We start from the raw sequence: 22,694 nt of genomic DNA, 5'->3' as shown, positions 1-22,694 counted from the left end.
GCCGCCCCCGGCCCCGCCACAGCTCCATGCGCCCGAGTGGCGGCGGCAACTCCCCTGATTCAGCGGATCTTCGGTCAAGTCGGATTAGCGCCCCGAAGGGGCGCGGGGAACTGCGCCACAAGCCACGACGCGCCCGCAGACAAGCACGGCCCGAGGACCAGCCCGTCCGGCGCTTGAGGACGAGCTCGGCGAAGCCGGTGATCCCCCGGTTCAGTAGAGCCCCCGCTCAAGCAAGCCGCAGCTACCCCGCCCTCCCGAACACCGGCGCAAGCACCAGCTGCGCCGCGCCCTCCGCCACCCCGCGGCCCCCGCCCGAAGCCACCGCCACCAGAACCTCCCTGTCGCCGCCGCCCCTCCGGACGCGCTCGGTGACGACCTCGCCCACTCCGCGTACGAAGGACTCCTCGGCCGCGAAGACGGCTCGGCCGCCCAGGAGTACGCGGTCGATGTCCAGGAGGCCGACCAGGTTCGCCGCGCCGACGCCAAGGGCGCGGGCCGCCTCGGCGGTGTCGCCGCGGGCCACCGCCGCGAGGCACAGCGCCTCGATGCAGCCGCGGTCGCCGCAGCCGCACCGCGGGCCGTCCAGCTGGATCACCTGATGGCCGAATTCGCCGGCGCCGGTCCGCGCGCCACGGTAGAGGCCGCCGGAGAGGACGAGGCCCGCGCCGAGTCCCGTACCCAGGTGCAGATACGCGAAGGAGTCCGCCACACCGCCGAGGGCCAGGCCGAGCGCGGCCGCGTTCGTGTCCTTGTCGACGACGACCGGCAGCCCCAGCCGCCCGGCGAACGCGTCCCGCAGCGGAAACCCGTCCCACGCGGGGAACCCGGTCACCCGATGCAGCACGCCGTCCGCGTGGTCCAGGGGCCCCGGCAGCGCGATGCCGACGCCGAGGAGCCGCCCCGGATCCCCCGGATCCCCCGGGTCCGGGGGATCCCCCGAGGGACGGACCAGCTCCCGCACCACCTCCACCGCCGCATCGACCACCGCGTCCGCGCCCGCCCCGAGGTCCAACGGGGCCCGGCGTTCCGCGACCACCCGCCCCGTCAGGTCCGCGAGTACCGCGGTCAGTTCGTCGCGGTCGAGATGGAGGCCGACCGCGTGACCGGCCTCGGGGACGAGGCGCAGGAGCGTCCGCGGTTTGCCCCCGGTCGACGCGCGGCGCCCCGCCTCCGCCGCAAGACCCTCCCTACGCAACCGTGCGGTGATCTTGCTGACGGCCTGCGGTGTGAGCCCCGTGCGCTCGGCGATCTCCAGGCGGCTTATGCCGTCCCCGCCCGCCGTGCGCAGCAGGTCGAGCACGAGGGCGGCGTTGTGCCCGCGCAGCGCGAGCAGGTTCACCCCGGCGCCCGCCCTGCCGCTACCGGTGCCACTACTACGACTACTACGACTACCGCCGCCGACCGCCCTCGCATCATCAGTGCTGTTCACACCCCCAGTGTCGCCCACGCTTGCGCTTTAGCAACAGCGTTGCTTAAGTGGAACGCATGACTGGTACAGGCTCCCCTCTGCGCGTGGCCCTCATCGGATACGGCCTCGCGGGCTCCGTCTTCCACGCCCCGCTGATCGCCGCCACCGAGAGCCTCGCCCTCGACACGGTCGTCACGTCGAACCCCGAGCGCCAGGCGCAGGCCCGCGCCGAGTTCGGCGACGAGCTGCGGTTCGCCGCGACGGCCGACGAGCTGTGGGACCGCGCGGACGAGCTCGACCTGGTCGTGATCGCATCCCCGAACAAGACGCACGTCGCGCTCGCGCACGCCGCCCTCAAGGCCGGCCTCCCCGTGGTCGTGGACAAGCCGATCGCGGGCACCGCCGCCGAAGCCCGGGAGCTCGCCGCACTCGCCGACGACCGCGGCCTTCTCCTCTCCGTCTTCCAGAACCGCCGCTGGGACAACGACTTCCGTACGCTCCAGAAGCTCGTCGCCGACGGCGAGCTCGGCGACGTATGGCGCTTCGAGTCCCGCTTCGAGCGCTGGCGTCCGCAGCCCAAGGGCGGCTGGCGCGAGTCCGGGAACCCCGAAGAGATCGGAGGTCTCCTCTACGACCTCGGGTCCCACGTCGTCGACCAGGCCCTGGTGCTCTTCGGCCCGGCGATGTCCGTGTACGCCGAGTCGGACGTCCGCCGCCCCGGCGCGGAGACCGACGACGACACATTCATCGCGATCACGCACGCGAGCGGCGTCCGCTCGCATCTGTACGTCAGCGCCACCACCGCCCAACTCGGCCCGCGTTTCCGCGCGTTGGGATCGACGGCGGGCTACGTCAAGTACGGCCTCGACCCTCAGGAAGCGGCTCTGCGCGAGGGCGAACGCCCCACGGGCGACGGCACCTGGGGCATCGAGTCCGAGTCGCTGTGGGGCCGCTTCGGCTCCGGCGAGTCCCCGCTGACCGGCGGCGGCACCCCGGTCGAGACACTGCCGGGCGACTACCCGGCGTACTACGTCGCCGTGGCCGCCGCGATCCGCGGCACCGGCACGAACCCGGTCTCCGCGTACGAGGCCGCAGCGGCCCTGGACGTCCTGGAGGCGGCCCGCCGCTCGGCGCGCGACAGCGTGACGGTGATCGTATGACGACGTCTGCCACGCCCGCCGCGCCGACGGTGGACGAGCTGGAGTCCCAGGAACTCCGCCTGGTGCTCCCCCACTTCACGTACGAGGACGCCTGGGCGCTCGGCACGCTCCTGGTCGACCTGGCCCGCGAGCGCCGCGCCCCGGTGGCCGTGGACATCACCCGCGGCGGCCAGCAGCTCTTCCACGCGGCCCTGCCGGGATCGACCCCGGACAACGACGCCTGGATCAGCCGCAAGCGCCGCGTCGTCGAACGCTACGGCTGCTCGTCCCTCCTGGTCGGCACGCGTTTCCGCGCCAAGGGCACGACGTTCGAGGAGTCTTCGCGCCTCGACCCGGACGCGTACGCGGCACATGGCGGCGCGTTCCCGATCGCGGTGAAGGGCGCGGGGGTGATCGGCACGGTGGTGGTGTCGGGCCTGCCGCAGCTGGAGGACCACGCGATGGTGGTGTCGGCGCTGGAGCACTTCATGCCGTGACGCTCCAGCGCCGAGGGGTCGACTCGGCCGTCAGGCGAGCTCGGAGGTGTCGAGGTCGAAGCCGAAGGGGTCGGGCAGGGGGAGCTTGGCGCCGAAGGCGACGCGGGACTCGTGCACGTATCGCCCGCCCACGGGCTCCCAGAACACGGTCACCTCACCCCGATGCCGGTCAATGAGCAGATAGACCGGCATCGCGGCCTGGGCGTAGGCGTCTCGCTTTTCGATCCGATCGACTTCAGCATCCCCTTCGGTCCCCGAGGTGACCTCGACGACCATGAGCACGCCCTCAGGATCGGACCAGGACGGCTGCCCTCGAAAGTATCCGTGCGGAGCGACCGCGCCGTCGACTCTGGCTCGTCCCGCGCGGTAGGCCGGGACGGCCAGGCCTCGTTCCTCGTACAGCCACAGGTCGGCGCGCTCCGAGATGATCTGGCGCGCGACAGTACGAGACGCTTCGGAGTGGTCACCGTCCGGAGCCGGAGTCACCAGGATCCTCCCGTTGATGAGCTCGACCTGAAGGCTCTCAGGCGCTGCTTCGGCGAGCGCTTCGAACTCCTCAAGCGTCACTTCATCGGGCGCGACAGTCATGCGGGCCTCCTTACGTGACCAGACTACGCACCGTACCGGCTAGGCGTCCTTCAGTTCCTGTCGCTGGCGCCCCAGCCTCTCGATCTCCAGCTCCACCACATCCCCCGCCCGCAGATACGGCTTCGGCTCCGGCTGCCCCATGGCAACGCCCGCCGGCGTACCCGTGTTGATGACATCCCCCGGGTACAGGGTCATGAATTGGCTGACGTAGCGCACCACTTCCGCCACGGGGAAGATCTGCTGGGACGTGGAGCCGTCCTGCTTCAGCTCGCCGTTGACCCAGAGCTTCAGGGACAGGTTCTGCGGGTCGGCGACCTCGTCCGCCGTCACGAGCCACGGGCCCAGCGGGTTGAACGTCTCGCAGTTCTTGCCCTTGTCCCAGGTACCGCCGCGCTCGATCTGGAACTCGCGCTCCGACACGTCGTGCGCCACCGCGTACCCGGCGACGTGCGCGAGCGCCTCCTCGTCGGACTCCAGGTAGCGCGCGGTGCGCCCGATGACGACCGCGAGCTCCACCTCCCAGTCGGTCTTGACCGACTTGCGCGGGACGAGCACGGTGTCGTCGGGTCCGACCACCGTGTCCGCGGCCTTGAAGAAGACGACGGGCTCGGCGGGCGTCGCGGCCCCGGTCTCGGCCGCGTGGTCGTGGTAGTTGAGCCCGATGCACACGACCTTGCCGATCCGGGCCACCGGCGGCCCGACCCGCAGCCCCGCCGCGTCGAGCGCGGGCAACTCGCCCGACTCGGCGGCGGACCGGATCCGGTCGAGCGCGGCGTCGTCGGCGAGCAGCGCGCCGTCGATGTCCGTGACGGCCCCTGACAGGTCCCGCAGGGTGCCTTCGGCATCGAGCAGCGCCGGGCGCTCGGACCCCGCCGTACCGACTCGGAGCAGCTTCATGGTCAATCTCCCTTGGTCGAGCGCGGCCGGTCTGCTCTGACCGGGCCGCGTGGCCAGGCCTCCGACGGGTTGCGGCCATCGGAGGTTTGGTCGATCGTCCAAGGTCACCGTCCACTCCGCAAGACCCTGTTCACGGAGCGGACCATTACCCGGCGGTAGCCAACGCCCCGGCGCCGACCGGCATGTCCCGGTACAGCACCGCACGCTCGACCGCGCTCCAGGTGGTGCTGGTGACGACGTACAACGCGGCGGCCAGCGGCACGAAGGCGACGGTGAACAGGGTCATGAAGGACATGAACGGCATGACCTTCGTCATCGCGCCCATGCCGGGAATCTGCTCCCCCGCGTCACCACCGGCGCCCGGAGTGCCCGCCGCCATCTGCTTCTTCGTACGCAGGAAATTGAAGGTGGCGACGGCCGCGACGATCGCGAAGAGCCCGAGATAGACGAGCCCCTGCGCCCCGAAGACCCCGCCATCGCCGAGAGCGTCGGCCCACCGCCCGCCGAGGGGCGCGGCGAAGAGCTTGTGGTCGAGCAGCGCGTTGGCCTCGCCGCCGATCCGCGAGCTGGAGAACAGGTGGTAGAGCAGGAAGAACGCCGGAAGCTGGAACAGGCTGGGCAGGCACCCGGAGAGCGGCGAGACCTTCTCCTTCGCGTGCAGTTCGAGTACCGCCTTCTGCAGCTTCTCGGGATTCTTGGCATGCTTCTTCCTCAACTCCGCGATCTGCGGCGAAAGCTTGGCGCGCGCCTTCTGGCCACGGGCCGAGGCCCGCGACAAGGGGTGGACGAGGAGTCGTACGCAGGCGGTGAAGAGCACGATGGCGGCGGCCATCGCGGAGGCGTGGAAGACCGGCTGGAGCAGATCGGCGATGGAGCCGACCAGGTCGGCGAAAAGGGACATGAAAGCGGACATGGAGGAGCCCTCCGGGGGTCTCGTCGTGCCGAGGAAGAAGTGCGTTTCGGCGTGACGGCCCACGTGGGGGCTGGGCACTGCTCGGTGGTAGCTGTGTGCGCCCTACGCGGCCGTCGGGACGAGACGTCCCGGTGCTCGGGGTCGCCTGCGCCCCGCGGCGTCGGGGTCGCGCTGAGGCAGGAAGGCCGTCCGCTTCTCGCGGTCGCGGATGGCCGTACGCACCCGCGTGCGGGGCACGGCGGGCGCGCAGCGCGCGGCGATCAGGGAGCAGAGGGCGAGCGCGGACCCGGCCGCGGCGGTCGCGGCGAGCGCGACGGCGGCGGTGAGGCTACTGGCGTCGAGGAGAACGACTTCGACGAGGAGGAAGAGGAGCAGGCCAGTGGGCCGCAGGGCGCCCTTCCACTTGCGCAGCGCGTCCTGCACCATTCCGGACCCCCTCTCCCTCTCCAGCTACTGATCACTCGCCGATACGACATATCGCGTACTGCCGTTATACAGGATCGACTTCGACGGCCGTAAGGAGCCTTCGCGGCGCGAGCAGCGCCCGGCTGACCGGATCCGCCGGGTCCGGATCGAGCCCGGGCCCCGGCACCATCTCGACGTCCTCGACGGGTACGAGGATGCCGCAGGCGGGGCAGTCACCGACGGCTCCCAGTTCCGCGCCGCAGGCCGCGTGCAGGAAGTGCCGCAGCGGCTCGCTCTCCGGGAAGTTGTCCCGCCCCCAGGCGCCGAGCGCGCGCACGGTCGGCCAGAGAGCGCGGCCCCGCTCGGTCACGACGTACTCGTGCCGCGAAGGCACCTGCGCGCACGGCCGCTTCTCCAGGACTCCGGCCGCGACGAGCGTCTGGAGGCGCGCGGCGAGGACCGCGCGGGGGATGCCGAGGTGGACGAGGAAATCGTTGTAGCGCCGCACGCCGTAGAGCGCGTCGCGGACGACGAGCAGCGTCCAGCGCTCCCCGACGACCTCAAGCGCGCGGGCGATGGAGCACTCCTGCGCCGCGTAGTCCTTGCCGAGAGCCATGGCCCCACTGTAGCCACTTTCCCGATTCAAGGTTCATTCATTGAACTTGAGCTGCTACGGTCATCGACATCGCCAGGTTCAATGAATGAACCTTCCTGACTTCCCGTTCGGCTATGCGCCCCCTGGAGGAGCCGGCCATGTCCCAGCCCGTACGCACTGCTGCCCCCGCCGCTCCACGGGCGGCCGCCCCACCCACCGCGGACGCGCGCCCGACGGCCACCCTCACCGTCACCAGCGCCGCCACCGCAGTGGCCCTGATGACGTACACCGCGCCGATGGTCACGCTCCCCGACACGGCCGCGTCCCTGCACACGCCGCTCTCGGCCCAGGCCTGGCTGCTCAACGGCACACCGCTCGGCCTCGCGGCCCTTCTCCTGGTGGCGGGCAGCCTCGCCGACGACTACGGCCGCCGCCGGATCTTCCTCTCCGGGACGGTCGCGCTGGGCATCACCACGGCACTCGGCGCCCTCGCGACGTCGACATGGCTGTTCACCCTCGCCCGGGTCGCCCAGGGCGCGGCGAGCGCGGCGATCCTGGCGGCCAGCCTCGGCCTGCTGGTGCACGCGTACCCGGCGGGTCCCGGACGGGTGCGGGCGACGGGCATCTGGGGCGCGTTCGTGAGCGGGGGCATCGCGGTGGGCCCGGTACTCGCGGGCGGCATCGCATCGCTGGCCGACTGGCGCTTGGCGTACGCGGTGTTGGGGGCGGCGGCGCTGGTGGTGGCCGCCTTCGCCCCGCGCGCACTGACGGAGTCCCGGGCCCCGCGCGGCGGCCGCCCCGATCTGGCGGGGTCGCTGACGCTGGGCCTGGCCCTTGTCTCACTGGTGGCGGCGCTGACGCTGGGCAGGGACGGCTGGCTGCGGGCGCCGGTGGTGTTGCTGCTCTTGGCGGCCATCGCCCTGATCGCGGCGTTCGCCGCGGTGGAACACCGCACGCCGTCCCCCATGCTCGACTTGACCCTCCTGCGCCAGGCCCCGTTCCTGGCGTCATCGGCGGGCGGCTTCTTCACGGGCTTCGCGGTGATCGCCCTCTTCAGCTACCTCCCCACGCTGCTCCAGCAGACGCTCGACCTGTCCGCGATGAGCACGGCGGCGCTGCTCATGATCTGGTCGGGTACGTCCTTCGCCGTGGCCCTGCAGGCGCGCCGCCTGGCAGGCAAGATCTCCCCCCGCCACCAACTGGCCCTCGGCTTCGCCCTGCACGCGGCGGCGGTCCTGACGATGCTCCCCGCGGCGGCCGCGGGCCCCTGGCCGCTGCTCCTCCCCGGCCTCCTGATCTCGGGCGCGGGCAGCGGCTTCCTGAACGCGGCGCTTCCGCTGCTCGCGGTGTCGTCCGTGCCGGCCGAGCGCGCCGCGATGGGCTCGGGGGCGAACAACACGGCGAGGTACATCGGCTCGGCGGCGGGCGTGGCGCTGATGATCGCGGTGTCGACATCGTCGGGCTCACCGGGTCACGGGGCGCAGGTGGCGCTGGTGGTTTCGGCGGGCCTCGGGGTGGTGGGGGCGGGGTGCGTGGCGCTGCTGCGGGGGCGCCGGTGATGACGGCGGTGATAGCGGCGGCGCGCTACCGGCCGGTCAGCGGCACTACGGGAAAGGCATGGTCCTGCCAGATCAGGCGGGAGGCTTCCTCCGGGTAGGTGGTGATCTCTGACCGGGTGCCCGGGCGGGTGGTGATCGCTGACCGGGGGCCGAAGACCATGGCGAGGCGTCGCCCGGTGTCGTACGCGGGCCAGCCGGGGTCGCCATGGGCGGCGAAAGCGGTCCATGCGGCGCGCATACGTGCGGACAGCGCCTCCGCCTCCGGAACCGGGCCTTCGCCTCCGCCGATCAGGACGGCGGGCTGGCCGCGGTCCAGGTTGCCGAAGACGAGCGGTACGTCGAGGCCGTGGCAGGCACCGAAGGCACCGCCCATGCCCGGTGCGCGCCAGGTCAGCTCGTACAGGTGGGCACGTCCGCCGCCGACGGCCTGGGCCTGGGCGAGGTGGAGACTCGGCATGCGGAACAACCAGTCCGAATGCACGACTTCGTACAACTCCTCCGGCCCCGCGTCCGGAAAACCGTCGCGGTATCGACGCGCTCCGTCCCGCCCCGGCGCGAAAACATCCAGGGCGGCCGCCGCCTGCTCCTGACTCACCTGGCCGAGCAGCCCTTCGACGGCGGTGAACAGCCGCTGTTCCTCCCGCGTGTGACCGACGAGGAGCTCGACGCCCCGGCCGGCGCCGTCGGCAAGAGCCTGCCAAGGGGTGGCGGGCAGCACGTCCCCGTCGACAACCGGCGAGAAAAGAATCTTCCTATGCGCGACCTGACCCCAGCGTTCCGCCCACTGCTCCGTCTTGGCGCCGACGGCGTCACCGGCGGCCGACAGCAGATCCGGTGCCACCGCGGACAGGTCGGCCACCGTGGGCCGCAACCCCAGCTCGGCGGCGCAGGCCGAGGCGATGTCGGCGGCGAGCTCCGGCGAGAAGTACGTACCCTGCACGCTCTGCGCGACGGCCCGCCCGAAGAGCCCGGCCGCACTCGGCATCGCGAGGAGCGCGGCGACCGATCCGGCGCCCGCCGACTGGCCGAAGACGGTGACACGGTCCGGGTCGCCGCCGAAGGCCCGGATGTTGTCGCGCACCCACTCCAGGGCGGCGACCTGATCCAGCAGCCCCCGGTTGGCCGGCGCCCCCTCGATCTGCCCGAACCCCTCAAGCCCCACGCGGTAGTTGAACGTGACGACGACAACCCCACCTCCGCGATCGCCCTCCTTCGCCAGCCGCCCGCCGTCGTACTCGGGAAGACCGGACATGCCGATGGTGTAGGCGCCGCCCTGGATCCACACCATCACGGGCAGCCCGGGGTCAGACCCCGGCCCCGGCTCAGGCGACCAGACGTTAACCGTGAGCCAGTCGTCGTCGCCCGCCGCGTCCCGCGCCAGCGCGTCCATGCCGAAATGACCGCCCTGAGGGGGCGGCGGCCCGTACGACACCGCGTCCCGCACCCCGTCCCACCCCCGTGCCGGACGAGGCGCCGCGAACCGCAGCGGACCGACAGGCGGCTCGGCGAAGGGAACACCACGGAAGACGGCCACACCGGCCGCGCGGCAGCCGCGCAGCACTCCGGCTGCCGTACGGACTTCGATCGGCTCGGGCGGGACGACGGCGGTCATCGCAGCTCCCTCTTGGGACGGTGAAACGCGACTGAGGTCGCCCGCCCCGGACACCTGCGATGGTCCCGCCGCATCAACCCGCATGCCAGCGATTTACGGCTGACCTACCTACCGGGGCCGCATGGACTGCAGCTTCCCCCACACGATGAGCCGGTACTTGGAGGTGTACTCGGGGGTGCAGGTGGTGAGGGTGATGTAGTACCCGGGCGAGCTGTAGCCATGGCTGGCCTTGACGCGACTGCGAGGCACGGGCGCGATGACGCCGCTGTCACCGGCGGAGGTCTGCGCGAGGGTCTTGTCGACGACGTACGTGTAAACGGCCCCCTTGGTCTCGACGACCAACTCGTCCCCACCCCTCAGCCGATCGATCCGCCGGAACGGCTCACCGTGGGTGTTCCGATGCCCCGCGAGGGCGAAGTTCCCGCCTTGGCCGGGCTGAGCGGTGCGCCCGTAATGCCCGACGTACCCCTTGTTGAGTACGCCGCTCTTGCTCACCCCCTCCGCGACGGGAACCCGGATCCCGACCCGAGGGATGCGGAGGACGGCGTAGGCCTGGTCCCAGCGGGGGGCTGGGGCTGGGGCCTGGGCGGCCTGCTGCCGGCGCCGGGGTTCGGGCGCCGGACCGGCGTCTGCCGGGTCAGGGGCGGCGGCATCCTGCGGGGTCTCGGAGGGAACAGGCTCCTCCCCCGTCACGGGATCCCCGGAGTCACCCTTCCCCCACTCCTCCTCAAGGGCATGGACCTGGCGCTCGGCGCCTTCACGGGCCTGCCGATTGGTCCACCAGAGCTGATGGGCGACGAGAAGGAGGAGTACGACGCCGAGGGTGACGCCGACTTCGGCGAGGTTCCAGAGCAAACGCACCGGAAAGGCCCCGCGTCGCCTCCCCTGCACAACAACAGGAATCCGCTCCCGCACCGGCACCCTCCTCTCCAAGGCCGCCCGCACGATAAAGCCAACGCGCCGAACAAGCCATGCCCACGAGTCATACCCAGGAGCCGACGCCGATCGCCCCGGCAACCCTCCTGCAATCCACCCCCTCGGCAGTACGGTGTCCCGTATGCGCCCCGACACGCCTGCCGACCACATCGCCGAAGCCGAGCGCCTTGAGCGCACGGCCGGCCTGTATCCCGAGGACGCCGAGCAGCTCCTGCTCCAGGCCGCGGCCCACCTGGAGCTAGCCGGCGAACGCGACCGCGCGACAACGCTGTACGACCGCCTGCTCGCCCCCGACGCCCCGCACCCGGCGTCGGCCCCGGTCCTCATCCGCGCCCTGAAGGCGTCGAACCTCTGGGAGTACGGCCACGAGGCGGAGGCGCGGGCGATCATCGACGGCGTACGGACCGCGTCCCCGAGGGACCCGGCCCCCTGGGTGATCGTGGCGGAGTCCCTGGAATCCCACGACGAACTGACCCAGGCGCAGGAGACGTACACGGCGGCTCTTGACCTCCTCCTCCAGGACGCGTCCGACGCCACCCCGACCTACGAACAACGCCCCCTCCTCTTCGGCCGCCACCGCGTACGCCGCCTGCTGGGCACAACGCACGACGCCTGGGACACGTTGGCGGACGAGGTCTCGACATCCCCCGTCCCCCTGGACGAACTCCACGACCCCAAGCGCATCTGGTCCCTGGGCTCGGACAACCCGGCGGAACTCCGCGCGGAAATCTCCCGAATCCAGGCGGAGTTGGGCTCGTACAGGGAGGCGCTGTCGCGCCCGTTCCCGGTAGCGGTCCTCCACTGGCCCTCAACGGAACTGGAAGAACTCCTGACGGCGTACCCGTCCCTGGAAGCGGAATACCCGTCCCACGAGGCGCACTTGTCGACCATAGAGTCGTCACTCAGGGAACTGGCCGCGTCGGGCACCCCGAACCTGGGAATCGTGACGGGCACGGTCCCGTCGTACGAGGCGTTCGCGGCGTCGGAGGGGTCCGATCCGACGGATGTGTCGCTGCTGCCGCAGTATGCGACGACGTTGGCTGCGCGGGGGCGGGCTGTGGGGTGGCCTCCCCGGCCAGAGGCTGCTTGTTGGTGTGGGTCGGGGCGGGTTTATGGGGAGTGTCACGGGCGACCGTAGCGGCACGGCGGACCGCCTGAATCCAGCCTTCGGGGCCCTTTCAAGGCCATTGGTCAAGCCCTTGGCCCCATACCTCTGCATCCATGCCCGCACTGAAACTCCTGTGCGATACCGTCGCAAGGGAACGTCGGGGCTGCCGAGCTGTTGCCTCTGCTTGCGCAGACCCGGCCCCGCGCTCCCGAGGACATCACAGCCCATGCCCCATGCGCCCTCCGCCGACCGGCACTTCGGCGTGCCCGCCGACGGCCTCACGCAGGCGCCCCGCCGCAAAGGCACAGGGCATCTCGGCTGCACTGATCCAGCGGTGAGCCCGGTCGGCCTGCACCCCGAATAGCGCCAAGCGCTCATTCTGAAATTTCACGGCTCCACCAACTTCCTGGAGCCAGGCAAGTACTCGGGGTACTGGCGTTAACGCGCGGCCCGGCAAGGAGACACAGTGAGCAGCGAACTCGGCGGAATGTACGACGTCTTCCGCAACCTCCTCGAAACCAGCACGCCCACCGAAGCGGTGAAGCAGCTGGAGATTCTGGGGGTCGACGACGAGCGGATCCAGCGCATCCGCGAGTTCCACGAGCACCAGTTGCTCTCCATCAAGGAGATGGAGGAGCCGCGGGTAGCAGTCAACGGCAACCGGGAGACCTGGTACACCGGCCCGCGCGAGAACGACCGCGCGTGGCCCGCCATCCAGCGGGAATTGGAGAGGTCGGGCTGGGGCCCGGACGCGATCGAGGACCTCGATTCTGCTTCCACGCGCGTCGTCTCGCTGCTCAACCACCCCAAAGAACCCGAGTTCTCGACACGCGGCCTGGTGGTCGGCTACGTACAGTCCGGCAAGACCACCAACTTCACCTCGGTGATGGCCAAGGCGGCCGACCGCGGCTACAAGCTCTTCATCGTGCTCGCCGGGATCCACAACGGCCTGCGCCGCCAGACCCAGGCCCGCCTCGCCCAACAACTGGTGGAGTCGAACCCGACGAACTGGTCCCAACTCACCGGTCTCGACCGCGACTTCGTCCCGACGGAGAACGCCGCGTCCTTCTTCGGCGGCAGCAACAGCACCCACGTGCTGTGCGTGGTGAAGAAGAACGCCACCGTGCTCCGCAAGTTCGCCCGCTGGCTGGAGTCGGCCTCCGACTACCTGCAGCAGGCCCCCGCTCTGGTGATCGACGACGAGGCCGACCAGGCCAGCGTCGCCACCACCTCGATCAACCCGCTGATCCTCCGCATCCTCGACACCCTGCCAAAGGCGGCGTACGTCGGATACACCGCGACGCCCTTCGCCAACGTCCTCATAGACCCGGCGGCGAAGGACCTGTACCCGAGCGACTTCATCGCCAACCTGCCCCAGCCCAAGGCCCACTTCGGCACGGAGGTCCTCTTCGGTCGGTACGCCCTCGACGGCGAGGACCCCGAGGACGTGGACGACGGGCACGACATGATCCGCAGCGTCCCCGCCGAGGACATCCCCCTGGTCAGCCCCTCAACGAGGGCGGACGCCGACGGCTTCACTCCCGAGATCACCGACACCCTCGAAAAGGCCGTCCAGTACTTCTGGCTCACCACGGCCGCCCGCCGGGTACGCGGCACCGGCAACAAGCACGCCACCATGCTGATCCACACCAGCATGCGCATCCAGGTCCACAACAGCTTCCGGGTACCGCTCAAGAAGATCCGCACGCACGCCCTGGGACACCTGGACGACGCCGACACCCTGCGACGGCTGCGCGCTCTCTGGGACGAGGAGACCGCACGGGTGCCCGCCGAGGACTTCGGGGAGACGAAGGTCCCCTTCGACACTCTCCTGGAAGAGCTGCCGGGCGTGATCGGCGACTGCCGGATCATCATGGACAACTCCGACAGCGAGGACACCCTCGACTACGACAACGGCCCGGTGGTAGCCATCGCGGTCGGCGGCAACAAGTTCTCCCGAGGCCTCACCCTGGAAGGCCTCGCCGTCACCTACTTCGTCCGCGCGGCTTCGGCGTACGACACCCTGCTCCAGATGGGCCGCTGGTTCGGCTTCCGGCACGGCTACGCCGATCTCCCTCGCGTATGGATGACGGACGAACTCCACGCCGCCTTCCGGCATCTGGCCACGGTCGAGGCGGACATGCGTCGCGACATCGACGTGTACCTCCACGAGAACGAGACGCCGCAGACGTTCGCGGTCCGTCTGCGCACCCACCCGGTGCTGCGGGTGACCGCCGCCGCCAAGATGCAGTCCGCGATCAGGGCCAGCGCGGCCTACGGCGGTCGCCGGATTCAGACCCGCTACTTCCACACCCGGGCCGAATGGCTGCGCGACAACCAGGATGCCGCCCGCGACCTGGTGCGTCGAGCCGTCGCGGAAGCCGTCACCCAGGACTCGCGCCCCGAGGACGGCCGACACATCCTGCACGGGGTGGCGCACACCGATGTGCTCGACTTCCTGGGCCGATACCGCTTCCACGAGAGCTCCCAGGAGTGCGACGCCGAACTGATCTCCTCATACATCCGGCGCCGTGTTCAGCGAAGCTCCCTTCTGCGCTGGAACGTCGCGATCGTCGGCAACCGCGCGGGCGACCCCGACACCGACTTCTCGTTCGCCCCGGACATCGCCGTCGGTCGCATCACCCGTGCCCGCCTCCAAAGCCCCACGGGAGAACCGGACTTCGCCGACATCAAGACCCTCATGAGCCGGGCCGACGCCACCGTCGATCTGGCGGATGTCCCCCGTGGGCTGGAGGAGGACGAGATCAAGCGGGAGCGGCGCAGGCAGCTCCCGGACACCGGCCTGATTGTGCTGTACCCGATCGACAAGGACTCCCGCCCCTCCGAGCTCCGCAAGAAGTTCCGTGAGCCGCTCGGCGCCGAGGATCACGTGATCGGCATCGGGCTGGTCTTTCCCGAGCCCCGGCAGCAGGACAGCACGGTCGACTGGGACGGCAGCTATATCTCGGCGGACCTCTCCGGCATCCGGCTGGAGGACACCGACGACGAGGACCAGCGCACCGTCGAGGGCGAGGACGCCGCGTGACCGACATATTCCGGCGGGCGTTGGAGGAGAGCTGGCGGGATCTCCTGCTCGCCCCCGTGTCCGCGGACAATCGGCTGCGCACCGCCCCGCTGCCGGTCACCACCTCGCGCGGCCCGGTCCTCGCGGCCGTCGACCACGAGGGTCATCGACATCTGCTGATACCCATCGCCGGAAATCAGCACGTCCGTGAGATCCGCGACGGCCAGGTCCTGCGCCTGCGCAGGCGCCCCCTGGAGGACGAGGAGGTCTACCAGTACTACGCCGACCTCGGCTGCCTGCGCCGCGACCTCGACGACGTGTTCACCGGACTCGGCGAGAACGTCCTGCGGGAAATGGCCCGACTCGGCGAAGACGAGCAGACTCCCGCTTCCTCCCAGGCGCTCAAGAGCCTGCACCGCGTCCTGGATCGCTGGCGGGCTCTGTTCCGTACATCCGGGACGCTGCTGGGCCCGGAACAACTCGCGGGCCTGTACGGCGAACTGGACATACTGCTTCGGCTCCTCACCGAGAACCCCAGCGCCCACAGACTGTGGACGGGGCCGAGCGGCAGCCCGCACGACTTCAGCTCCGGAACCGACGCCGTCGAGGTGAAGACCACGACCGGCGACGCACTGCGCGTACGCGTCCACGGCCTGCGCCAACTGGAACCACCCGAGGGTGGCTCCCTCCAACTCGCCTGCATGCGCGTCGAGCGTGTTCCCGAGGGCGGCGAGGGGACGAGCGTCGTGGACCTGGTGGAGCGGGCGCTGCGACTGTGCGACGACGAGAGCACGTTGCTCGGTCTCCTCGCCGAGGTCGGGTACCTCACCGTCGACGCGGAGCGCTACCGCACGACCAACTTCATCGTACGCGAAGAGCGTTGGTACGCGGTGGCCGCCGGCTTCCCCCGCATCACGACGGCCGACCTCGCCCTGGCCGAGGTACCCGGCAACGTGACCGACGTCGAATACACGGTGGATCTCACCGTGCCCTCGCCCAGCCCTCTGCCGATGACCGGGGTGGAGAGGCATCTGGCCGCCATGCTCGGGGGGAGCAAGTGACAGACACCCGCACCGAACCGCAGTGGTACTCCCAGCCCTTTCCGCCGGAAGGCGCGAGCGCGGCCGAGGGCATCCTCAACCAGCTCGGCCGCCCCGAGTTGGACCTGCTCACCGTCCTTGTACGCGAAGCCGCACAGAACAGTTGGGACGCCAAGGACCCCGGGCACAGCGGACCGGTCCGATTCGGCATCGACCTCAGGTACGTCGGCCCGGCGTATGCCGACACCTGGCGCAGGCTCCTGTTGAACGGCGCTCCCTCGAACGACCACCTCGCCCTGCGCGACGCACTTCGCGCGGGCATTCGGATCATGACGATCTCCGACCGGGGTACCAACGGTCTCGGCGGCCCCATTCGCGCCCACGAGATCTCCAAGGACCGACAGGACTTCATCGCCTTCGTACGAAACGTCGGCGAACCCCGCGACACCAAGCTCGGCGGCGGTACATACGGCTTCGGCAAGGCCATCTTCTACCTCTTGTCCAGCCTCCACACGGTGCTCGTGCACACCCGCTGCCGCAATGAAGACGGGGAACTGGAGACCCGCCTGATCGGCTGTGCCCTGTCGCATCGCTATCGAGCGAAGGATGCGGAAGGAGTCGAGACGCAGTACACCGGCCGGCACTGGTGGGGCGACGCCTCCGGGGACGTGATCGACCCCCTCATCGGCGCCGCCGCGGAGGAGACGGCGCGTCGCCTGGGCCTCACGTCGTTCGGCGACGACGAGACCGGTACCAGCATCGTCGTCCTCGACCCCCAACTCGACGGCCTGGAGCCCAAGGAGGCCGCCGCCTACCTCTCCGAAACAGTGGCCTGGCACCTGTGGCCCAAGATGCTGGAGCGCTCCGACGGCACCCCGCCCATGCGGTTCTCCGTCACCTGCGAAGGGCGCGACTTCCCCATCCCGGATCCGCGCACCACGTCCCCGCTCAACCTCTTCGTTGACGCCTACCGCCAGTTGGCCACGGACGAGGGACGAACACTGTCGTGCCAGAGGCCCATCAGGGAGTTGGGGCGGCTGGGCCTCGTCCAACGCCCGGTCGTCCCTCGCGAGCCTTCCCCCGCCGCGCGCCGGGCCATGGAGATGGTGCAGGTCGAACGGTCCGTGCACCACGTGGCGCTGATGCGCCCCGCGGAGCTTGTGGTCACCTACTGGCCGGGGCGCGAGACCGGTGCCGAGCTCCTCTCGTACGCAGGCGTCTTCCGCGCCGACGAGGAGATGGACGCCACGTACGCAGGGGCCGAGCCCCCGACGCATGACGCGTGGAACCACCAAGGTCTGGAGGGCCAGGACCGTACCTTCGTCCGCACCACCTTCACCCGTCTCAAGGAAGCGGTCGACGAACTCCTCGAGTTGGGCGGATCCACCCGAGAGGGCTCGGCGAACGTGGCGCTCGGCGCGGCCAGCGCCCGCTTCTCCCCACTGGTCGGCGGTGCCTGGGGAACAGGGGGCGCCACGGACTACGGCACCACGTCCACGGGCCGCGCCACAGCGGCGCCGGACGACGACGAGGAGCTGCCGGACCGGCGCGCCCGCGCAGACTCGCGGCGCGGCGGCCGAGGCGCGGACGCAGCCGACGCTGCCTCGCCCTCGGAGAACGGCACGGCCCGGGCTCCCCGCCCCCGCGTGAAATATTCGGGCGAGACCACGTACGAGGAGCGCTACGGGCACTCCGTCCTTGTGCAGGCGTTCACCCTGCCCGCGCCGATCGTGCAGCGCGTCCGCGTCGAGCTGGCCGTGGCACTTCCCGGCACCGGCAACCGTGAGACCGACCCACCGGCGGGCGCCGCCATGCCCGGCCTCGTCGGCTGGGAGGACCCGACCGGCAAGCTCCACGCCACACCCACCCTCGTCATCGAGGGCGGCGACGACACGGTCTGGCGTGCCGTCGTCCGCCCGGCCCCGGACACCATCACGGAGATCACCGTGAAGACCCAGGCGGTGATCGTCTCGTGAGCAGGCTCGCCCTCCCCTACCGCTCTCCCGCCGCCTCCTGCGTCCGGGCCGAGCCGTGGCAGCTCGTCCTCGACGGCGCCACCACCGACCTTCCCGAGTCACTGGACTTCTGGGACTACCGCATGGACGTCGAGCTGAGCCGCACCATGTATGTCGACCTGACGGCGGCACGCACGGGAGCGGCCCTCACCGACGGCGCGGTGCTCACCCTCGCGGCCATCTGGACTGCCTCCGGCTCCAACCTCCGGGGTTCCGTTCAGCGGGTTCCGCTCACCGGCGATGGTGTACGCACCGTGGAGCTGCACGCCGTCCTGCCGGGCGCCCAACTCGGAGGCGTGCTCTCCCTGGAAACGGTGCTCGTCCTCTCCCGTACGGCCGGGACGGCCGCCCCCTTCGCGCCGCGTCGCGCCGGGTCACTGCTCTGGGACGACGCGGCGGCACTGCGCCTCCAGGGCGATGCACCGCTCTTCCCTATGACGGTGATCGACTTCGCCCACACCTCGTTCAGGGACGGCGCGGCCTGGCACCTGCAACTCGGCTCGGACCTCAACGCCGCGGCGATGGGCTCCATGCTTCTCCTCGTCAACGAGAAGGCCGAGGAGGTGTCCGTCGCCTTCGCACACGCAGCCAGGCCCGGCCCGGTGGATCGCGTCGTCCTCTCGATGGTGTACTCCGACTGCGCCCGGATCATGGTGGAACATGCCCTGCTCAAGGAGGAGTTCGTCGACGACGCGGACTTCCCCGAAGACTCTCTGGGTACCACCCTCGTCAATCTCTTCCACCAGCTCTTCCCCGGCCGCACGATCCAGGACCTGCGGCAGCTCCGACAGAACTCGCCGAGCCTGTTCGCCTCCGAACTCCAGGCCGCGACCCGCATCCTCCAGGAGGCGTGATCCATGGCTCTCCTCTATCCCCGCCTCCTTGCCGGACAGGCCAGGCCGCTCCACCAGCAGTACAAGGAGATGGCCCCTCGCGACCTGGCCGAACATGTCGCGTACCGCCACGAGTCCGCGGTCTACGTCGCCACCGGCGGCGACCGGATCGAGGAGAGACAACTGCGCAAACTGCGGGCCCGTGTCCTGGAGGTCGCCGAACGCGCCGGCTTCCCCGAGGAGCCCTCCCGTGCGGCCCGGGCCCGCTTCGACCTCGACCTGGCCTCGCTCCTGCACACCGAGATGGACCTGATGCCGGCCGAAGCCGCGTCCGGCGACGTCTGGGCCTTTCTCGCGCTCGTGGTGCTCCCGGACGTCGCACACTGGCGCTACCCGCGCCCGCCCGGCGACCGCGTGATGGCCAGCGACCTCACCCGACACGTCTTTGGCCGCCTGTGGTGGCGCGCGCATCTCGTCCGCGATCCGGCGGCCCCCGAGCCGTACGCGGCGCTCGACATCCTCGGCGAGGCCGCCTTCGACCAGATCTATGCCCGCCGCAAGTCTCTCGGCGGCAGCCCCCATCTCGTACGCAACATCCTCCACGCATGGGCGGCAGTCGACCTGCGCGGCCTAGCCGAGCGCGAGGTGCTGCGCGACTTCCTCAAGCGGCTCCTCAGGCTCGCCCCCTTCGTCATCTTCGAGGCTTTGGACGACACCGAGTTGCAGGCCGAACTGCGCGCCGTGGCCGAGGAGTCCGTGGCCGCGTTGAGGCCCGAGGAAACGCGGCCGGCCATCGCGGAGCCCGTACCCACACCCGCGATCTCATCAGAGCCCGTACAGAGCCCCATACACGATCTCCTCGCCCCGTTTGAGGCGGCAGCCGCCGCGTTGTGGCCCGACAAGGCGCAGCCGGCGACGCCAGAACCCCCACCCACACACGCGATCCCGCCAGAACCCGTACTCAGCCCCGAACACGATCTGTTCGCCCCTTTCGAGGTGACAGCACAACCACCCGTATCCCCAACCCGTCGCCTCACCTCCCTGGAGCTGTGCGCGGGTGCCGGCGGCCTCGCGCTGGGCCTGGAAAGCGCGGGCTTCGACCCCGTCCTGCTGATCGACAACCGCCCCGTCGCCCTCGAAACCCTGCGTCTCAACCGACCTGCCTGGTGGGTGCACGAGGCGGACCTGAGCACACTCGATCCAGCCTCGGTCCTTCAGCAACCGGGCGTGCCGGGAATCGACCTGATCTCCGGCGGTCTGCCCCGGCTGAAGGCTGCAGCCGCCGTCGCCCGCGAACGCGGCAACGACCACGAGCTGGCCGTCTTCCACGCCACCCTCGCTTTCACCCGGCTGCTGCGTCCCCGCGCCCTCCTGATCGAGAACGTGCCGGATCTGGTCACGAGCGATACGTACGCACCGCTCCGGGAGGCCGTGCAGCAAGAGTTGTCCTCGAGTGGCTACTCCCTGCGCTGGTTCGTTCTCAACGCCGCCGACTACGGCGTGCCACAGGACCGGAAACAGGGCATCCTCCTCGCCTTCGCGAGCACCTCGGCGGCCGAGGCGTTCCGGATTCCGCCGCACTCTCCCGAACCTCCGATCAGCGTCGGCCAGGCGCTCGGCCCGTCCATGGCAGCCCGTGGTTGGCCTCGCGCCGCCGAGTGGGCGGCACAGGCCACCGATGTCGCTCCCACCCTCGTCGGCGGTTCCTGGGAACGCGGCGGCGCCGACCTGGGACCGACCGGCTCCAAGAAGGTCTGGGCCCGCATCGGCGTGGACGGCGGCACGGTCGCCGACGAGGCGCCGGGCCCCTACTTCAAGTGGAACCCGGCCCTGGGCCGCGAAGGAATGATGGCGCTCACCGTCGAGCAGGCCGCCCTGCTCCAGGGCTTCCCCAAGGATTGGGCCTTCGCGGGACGCAAGACGGCCCGCTACCGCCAGGTCGGCCACGCCTCCCCGCCTCCTGTCGGCGAGGCGCTGGGGCGCGCGATCCATGCCGCGCTCCGGACCGCCTGACGTGACCGGTACTCCGGCTTCCTCCTCACCCCGTCATCACCGATAAACTCGCTCACCATGACCGTCGCTCTGCCTCACCAGCGCCCACCTGCGGGTTTCCACATCGTGGACCTTTTCGCCGGCCCCGGCGGACTGGACATGGCCGCGACGGTCCTTGGAATCCCCTCCCTGGGGATCGAATGGGACGCGAATGCAGTCACGACACGTGCCGCGGCGGGACTCCGGACAATCCACGGCGACGTGCGGAGTTACGGTCCTGCGGACTTCCCCGAGGCAAATGTCCTAGCCGGCGGCCCACCCTGTCAGAGCTTCACGGTCGCCGGCACCGGGGCCGGTCGCCGCGCCCTGGACGACGTGCTGAAGTTCGTGCAGCGCCTCGTCGACCGCGACACACGCGCCAACATCGACGCCGACCTCGCCGAGATGGACGACAAGCGCACAGGGCTTGTCCTGGAGCCGTTGCGCTGGGCGTTGAACGCCATCGACGACGACGAGCTCCGCCCATACGACGCCATCGTCCTTGAGCAGGTGCCCGCTGCCCTGCCCGTCTGGAAGGCGTACGGCGAGGCCCTCGCCCATGAGGGCTACTCGGTAGCCCACGGCATCCTGCACACCGAGGACTTCGGCGTCCCGCAGACCCGCCGCCGCGCAATCCTCGTCGCCCGCCGTGACGGGCGCACGGCGGCCCTCCCCACTCCCACACACCACCGCTACCGCAAGGGCGCCCCACGCCCGGCGGGCGATCTCGTGCTCCAGAGCTGGGTGGCCATGGAGGACGTACTGACGGAGCGCACCGTCCCCTTCCGAGTCGTCTCCAACTACGGCACCGGCGGCAATCCGAGGCTCCGCGGCAGGCGCCGCTCCTGCGAACCCTCGGCCACGGTGACCGGCAAGGTCTCCCGCAACCGCATCGTCACCGACGACGCGGCGGAGAGCGATCTCGGCAAGCTGCATTCGAGCGAAGCGGGACAGCTGCAGACCTTCCCGAAGCGGTTCCCCTGGTCCGGCGGCGACGTCTCCCAGCAGATCGGCAATGCCGTTCCGCCCCGTCTCGGCATCCACGTCCTCAGCGCCGCTCTCGGCCTGGCGGCTCCGGGCGAGAAAGTGTGGCAGGCCCTCGCCGCCTGGTCCCCGCCGGTCCGTGACGAGGCCGAGGTCGACGCCGCACACTGAGATCGTGCCCGCCTCACGCCCGACCCCCTCGTCCCGCGCCGTCTCCGCCCGCATGAGCAAGCAACGGTCACGGGACACCAAACCGGAAGTGGCCGTCCGTCGGTTGCTCCATTCCGCCGGCCTCCGCTACCGGCTACAGCGACCCGTGCCCGGAATGGTCCGCAACACGATCGACATCGCCTTCCCCGGACCTCACGTCGCCATCTTCATCGACGGCTGCTTCTGGCACGGCTGCCCCGAGCACGCCACCTTCCCGAAGTCGAACCCCGAGTTCTGGCGCGAGAAGATCGACAAGAACGCCATGCGCGACACCAGGACCACCGCCCACCTCGAATCCCTCGGCTGGACCGTCCTCCGCTTCTGGGAGCACGAGAAGCCGGAACAGGTGGCCGCCCAGGTGACCGCGGCGCTCCGATCGGCGAAGAACGCCGGGCGCTCTGCGCCCAGGAGCCAATGACCGGTCCCGGGCGGCAGGGCCACCGGCTCCCGAACCAGGCATCCCGATCGACCGCGAACCGGGTTGGTTCGACGTGCCTCCGAGCTGGGCTGCGCCGATCGCGAGGCGCAGCACATGGTCGACATTCGCATGAAGCGGCAGGAGCTGCTGGAACTGGCTGAGACGCCACAAGTGACGGTCCAGATACTGCCGTTCTAGGCGGGTGCGCACGCCGCCGCGGTGGGGAGCTTCGCGCTTCTTCGGCCAGAGCCAGGACTTGGACGTGGTGTACGTGGATCTCCTCGACTACGGGCTCTTCATGGAGAGGCCAACGGAGCTCGAGGGATACAAGTTGGCGTGCGATTACCTTCGTGCGCAGGCCCTTGATCTACACAGGGTCCTCGTACGTGATTCGAAGCGGCGAGGTGAAGACGTGATCGCCGTCCGGCCGTACGCCTGGGGTGAATTCGTCTGGACCCTGAGGGACGTCTCGTCTGCCTGA

21 protein-coding genes are annotated in these 22,694 nt (G+C 70.4%); 13 read left to right on the top strand and 8 right to left on the bottom strand.

The window, feature by feature from the left end; translation table 11 throughout:
• Nucleotides 1-241: 241 nt before the first annotated feature.
• Entirely contained in the window at nt 242-1,339 is a 1,098-nt protein-coding gene (locus AB0O76_RS01010; protein WP_365483567.1) for an ROK family transcriptional regulator, read from the bottom strand.
• Nucleotides 1,340-1,485: 146 nt separating this feature from the next.
• Between AB0O76_RS01010 and AB0O76_RS01005 the strand changes: the two genes are divergently transcribed.
• Both AB0O76_RS01005 and AB0O76_RS01000 read left to right on the top strand, forming a co-directional pair.
• Nucleotides 1,486-2,568: a Gfo/Idh/MocA family oxidoreductase gene (locus AB0O76_RS01005; protein ID WP_365483564.1), complete on the top strand. Its 1,083-nt coding sequence runs from the start codon at nt 1,486-1,488 to the stop codon at nt 2,566-2,568.
• The gene (locus tag AB0O76_RS01000) at nt 2,565-3,044 is read left to right on the top strand and encodes a heme-degrading domain-containing protein (protein ID WP_365483561.1); all 480 of its coding nucleotides are present in this window, start codon (nt 2,565-2,567) and stop codon (nt 3,042-3,044) included. Before AB0O76_RS01005 ends, AB0O76_RS01000 begins: the two co-directional genes overlap by 4 nt.
• Before the next feature lie 30 nt (nt 3,045-3,074).
• On the opposite strand, the gene AB0O76_RS00995 is transcribed toward AB0O76_RS01000, so the two are convergent.
• From AB0O76_RS00995 to AB0O76_RS00975, 5 genes are all read right to left on the bottom strand, one after another.
• Complete coding sequence (locus tag AB0O76_RS00995; protein ID WP_365483558.1) at nt 3,075-3,632, bottom strand: Uma2 family endonuclease; 558 nt, start codon at nt 3,630-3,632, stop codon at nt 3,075-3,077.
• A 39-nt stretch (nt 3,633-3,671) separates the two neighbouring features.
• On the bottom strand, nt 3,672-4,529 hold the full coding sequence (locus AB0O76_RS00990; RefSeq protein WP_365483555.1) for a fumarylacetoacetate hydrolase family protein: 858 nt from the start codon (nt 4,527-4,529) through the stop codon (nt 3,672-3,674).
• A 145-nt stretch (nt 4,530-4,674) separates the two neighbouring features.
• The gene (locus AB0O76_RS00985; protein ID WP_365483552.1) at nt 4,675-5,442 is read right to left on the bottom strand and encodes a YidC/Oxa1 family membrane protein insertase; all 768 of its coding nucleotides are present in this window, start codon (nt 5,440-5,442) and stop codon (nt 4,675-4,677) included.
• A 102-nt stretch (nt 5,443-5,544) separates the two neighbouring features.
• The gene (locus AB0O76_RS00980) at nt 5,545-5,868 is read right to left on the bottom strand and encodes a DUF6412 domain-containing protein (protein WP_365483549.1); all 324 of its coding nucleotides are present in this window, start codon (nt 5,866-5,868) and stop codon (nt 5,545-5,547) included.
• Nucleotides 5,869-5,932: 64 nt separating this feature from the next.
• A complete protein-coding gene (locus AB0O76_RS00975; protein ID WP_365483546.1) occupies nt 5,933-6,463 on the bottom strand; it encodes a helix-turn-helix domain-containing protein in 531 nt (176 codons plus the stop codon).
• A gap of 137 nt (nt 6,464-6,600) precedes the next feature.
• Between AB0O76_RS00975 and AB0O76_RS00970 the strand changes: the two genes are divergently transcribed.
• On the top strand, nt 6,601-8,001 hold the full coding sequence (locus tag AB0O76_RS00970) for an MFS transporter (protein WP_365483543.1): 1,401 nt from the start codon (nt 6,601-6,603) through the stop codon (nt 7,999-8,001).
• A 25-nt stretch (nt 8,002-8,026) separates the two neighbouring features.
• On the opposite strand, the gene AB0O76_RS00965 is transcribed toward AB0O76_RS00970, so the two are convergent.
• On the bottom strand, nt 8,027-9,613 hold the full coding sequence (locus AB0O76_RS00965; protein WP_365483540.1) for a carboxylesterase family protein: 1,587 nt from the start codon (nt 9,611-9,613) through the stop codon (nt 8,027-8,029).
• A 108-nt stretch (nt 9,614-9,721) separates the two neighbouring features.
• Nucleotides 9,722-10,474, bottom strand: a complete 753-nt coding sequence (locus tag AB0O76_RS00960) for a class E sortase (protein ID WP_365483537.1) — start codon at nt 10,472-10,474, stop codon at nt 9,722-9,724.
• A gap of 196 nt (nt 10,475-10,670) precedes the next feature.
• On the opposite strand from AB0O76_RS00960, the gene AB0O76_RS00955 reads away from it, so the two are divergent.
• The 10 genes from AB0O76_RS00955 to AB0O76_RS00910 all read left to right on the top strand — a co-directional run bounded on the left by AB0O76_RS00955 (nt 10,671) and on the right by AB0O76_RS00910 (nt 22,694).
• Nucleotides 10,671-11,687, top strand: coding sequence for an SEC-C domain-containing protein (locus AB0O76_RS00955; protein ID WP_365483534.1), 1,017 nt, complete (start codon nt 10,671-10,673; stop codon nt 11,685-11,687).
• A 196-nt stretch (nt 11,688-11,883) separates the two neighbouring features.
• Entirely contained in the window at nt 11,884-12,021 is a 138-nt protein-coding gene (locus AB0O76_RS00950; RefSeq protein ID WP_365483531.1) for a hypothetical protein, read from the top strand.
• Nucleotides 12,022-12,123: 102 nt separating this feature from the next.
• On the top strand, nt 12,124-14,703 hold the full coding sequence (locus AB0O76_RS00945) for a Z1 domain-containing protein (RefSeq protein WP_365483529.1): 2,580 nt from the start codon (nt 12,124-12,126) through the stop codon (nt 14,701-14,703).
• On the top strand, nt 14,700-15,743 hold the full coding sequence (locus AB0O76_RS00940; protein ID WP_365483526.1) for a PD-(D/E)XK motif protein: 1,044 nt from the start codon (nt 14,700-14,702) through the stop codon (nt 15,741-15,743). Before AB0O76_RS00945 ends, AB0O76_RS00940 begins: the two co-directional genes overlap by 4 nt.
• The gene (locus tag AB0O76_RS00935) at nt 15,740-17,698 is read left to right on the top strand and encodes a hypothetical protein (RefSeq protein WP_365483523.1); all 1,959 of its coding nucleotides are present in this window, start codon (nt 15,740-15,742) and stop codon (nt 17,696-17,698) included. Before AB0O76_RS00940 ends, AB0O76_RS00935 begins: the two co-directional genes overlap by 4 nt.
• Complete coding sequence (locus AB0O76_RS00930) at nt 17,695-18,591, top strand: hypothetical protein (protein ID WP_365483520.1); 897 nt, start codon at nt 17,695-17,697, stop codon at nt 18,589-18,591. The genes AB0O76_RS00935 and AB0O76_RS00930 overlap by 4 nt, the downstream gene beginning before the upstream one ends.
• A gap of 3 nt (nt 18,592-18,594) precedes the next feature.
• The gene (locus tag AB0O76_RS00925; protein WP_365483517.1) at nt 18,595-20,583 is read left to right on the top strand and encodes a DUF6339 family protein; all 1,989 of its coding nucleotides are present in this window, start codon (nt 18,595-18,597) and stop codon (nt 20,581-20,583) included.
• A 57-nt stretch (nt 20,584-20,640) separates the two neighbouring features.
• Entirely contained in the window at nt 20,641-21,756 is a 1,116-nt protein-coding gene (locus AB0O76_RS00920) for a DNA cytosine methyltransferase (RefSeq protein WP_365483515.1), read from the top strand.
• A gap of 52 nt (nt 21,757-21,808) precedes the next feature.
• A complete protein-coding gene (locus tag AB0O76_RS00915) occupies nt 21,809-22,213 on the top strand; it encodes a very short patch repair endonuclease (protein WP_365484409.1) in 405 nt (134 codons plus the stop codon).
• A gap of 256 nt (nt 22,214-22,469) precedes the next feature.
• Nucleotides 22,470-22,694 (top strand): hypothetical protein, encoded by a 225-nt coding sequence (locus AB0O76_RS00910; RefSeq protein ID WP_365483512.1) that lies wholly within the window; start codon nt 22,470-22,472, stop codon nt 22,692-22,694.

It is taken from the genome of Streptomyces sp. NPDC086554 (genome assembly GCF_040686095.1).
In the GTDB taxonomy this organism is placed as follows: domain Bacteria; phylum Actinomycetota; class Actinomycetes; order Streptomycetales; family Streptomycetaceae; genus Streptomyces.
Note: the sequence above shows the minus strand (reverse complement) of the source record. Positions and strands in the feature narration are given on the sequence as shown.

What these genes read in the sequence shown, in the direction of transcription:
- AB0O76_RS01005 (WP_365483564.1), top strand. Translation starts at nt 1,486, where the DNA reads ATGACTGGTACAGGCTCCCCTCTGCGCGTGGCCCTCATCGGATACGGC.
- AB0O76_RS01000 (WP_365483561.1), top strand. Translation starts at nt 2,565, where the DNA reads ATGACGACGTCTGCCACGCCCGCCGCGCCGACGGTGGACGAGCTGGAG.
- AB0O76_RS00995 (WP_365483558.1), bottom strand. Translation starts at nt 3,632, where the DNA reads ATGACTGTCGCGCCCGATGAAGTGACGCTTGAGGAGTTCGAAGCGCTC.
- AB0O76_RS00990 (WP_365483555.1), bottom strand. Translation starts at nt 4,529, where the DNA reads ATGAAGCTGCTCCGAGTCGGTACGGCGGGGTCCGAGCGCCCGGCGCTG.
- AB0O76_RS00985 (WP_365483552.1), bottom strand. Translation starts at nt 5,442, where the DNA reads ATGTCCGCTTTCATGTCCCTTTTCGCCGACCTGGTCGGCTCCATCGCC.
- AB0O76_RS00980 (WP_365483549.1), bottom strand. Translation starts at nt 5,868, where the DNA reads ATGGTGCAGGACGCGCTGCGCAAGTGGAAGGGCGCCCTGCGGCCCACT.
- AB0O76_RS00975 (WP_365483546.1), bottom strand. Translation starts at nt 6,463, where the DNA reads ATGGCTCTCGGCAAGGACTACGCGGCGCAGGAGTGCTCCATCGCCCGC.
- AB0O76_RS00970 (WP_365483543.1), top strand. Translation starts at nt 6,601, where the DNA reads ATGTCCCAGCCCGTACGCACTGCTGCCCCCGCCGCTCCACGGGCGGCC.
- AB0O76_RS00965 (WP_365483540.1), bottom strand. Translation starts at nt 9,613, where the DNA reads ATGACCGCCGTCGTCCCGCCCGAGCCGATCGAAGTCCGTACGGCAGCC.
- AB0O76_RS00955 (WP_365483534.1), top strand. Translation starts at nt 10,671, where the DNA reads ATGCGCCCCGACACGCCTGCCGACCACATCGCCGAAGCCGAGCGCCTT.
- AB0O76_RS00950 (WP_365483531.1), top strand. Translation starts at nt 11,884, where the DNA reads ATGCCCCATGCGCCCTCCGCCGACCGGCACTTCGGCGTGCCCGCCGAC.
- AB0O76_RS00925 (WP_365483517.1), top strand. Translation starts at nt 18,595, where the DNA reads ATGGCTCTCCTCTATCCCCGCCTCCTTGCCGGACAGGCCAGGCCGCTC.
- AB0O76_RS00920 (WP_365483515.1), top strand. Translation starts at nt 20,641, where the DNA reads ATGACCGTCGCTCTGCCTCACCAGCGCCCACCTGCGGGTTTCCACATC.
- AB0O76_RS00915 (WP_365484409.1), top strand. Translation starts at nt 21,809, where the DNA reads ATGAGCAAGCAACGGTCACGGGACACCAAACCGGAAGTGGCCGTCCGT.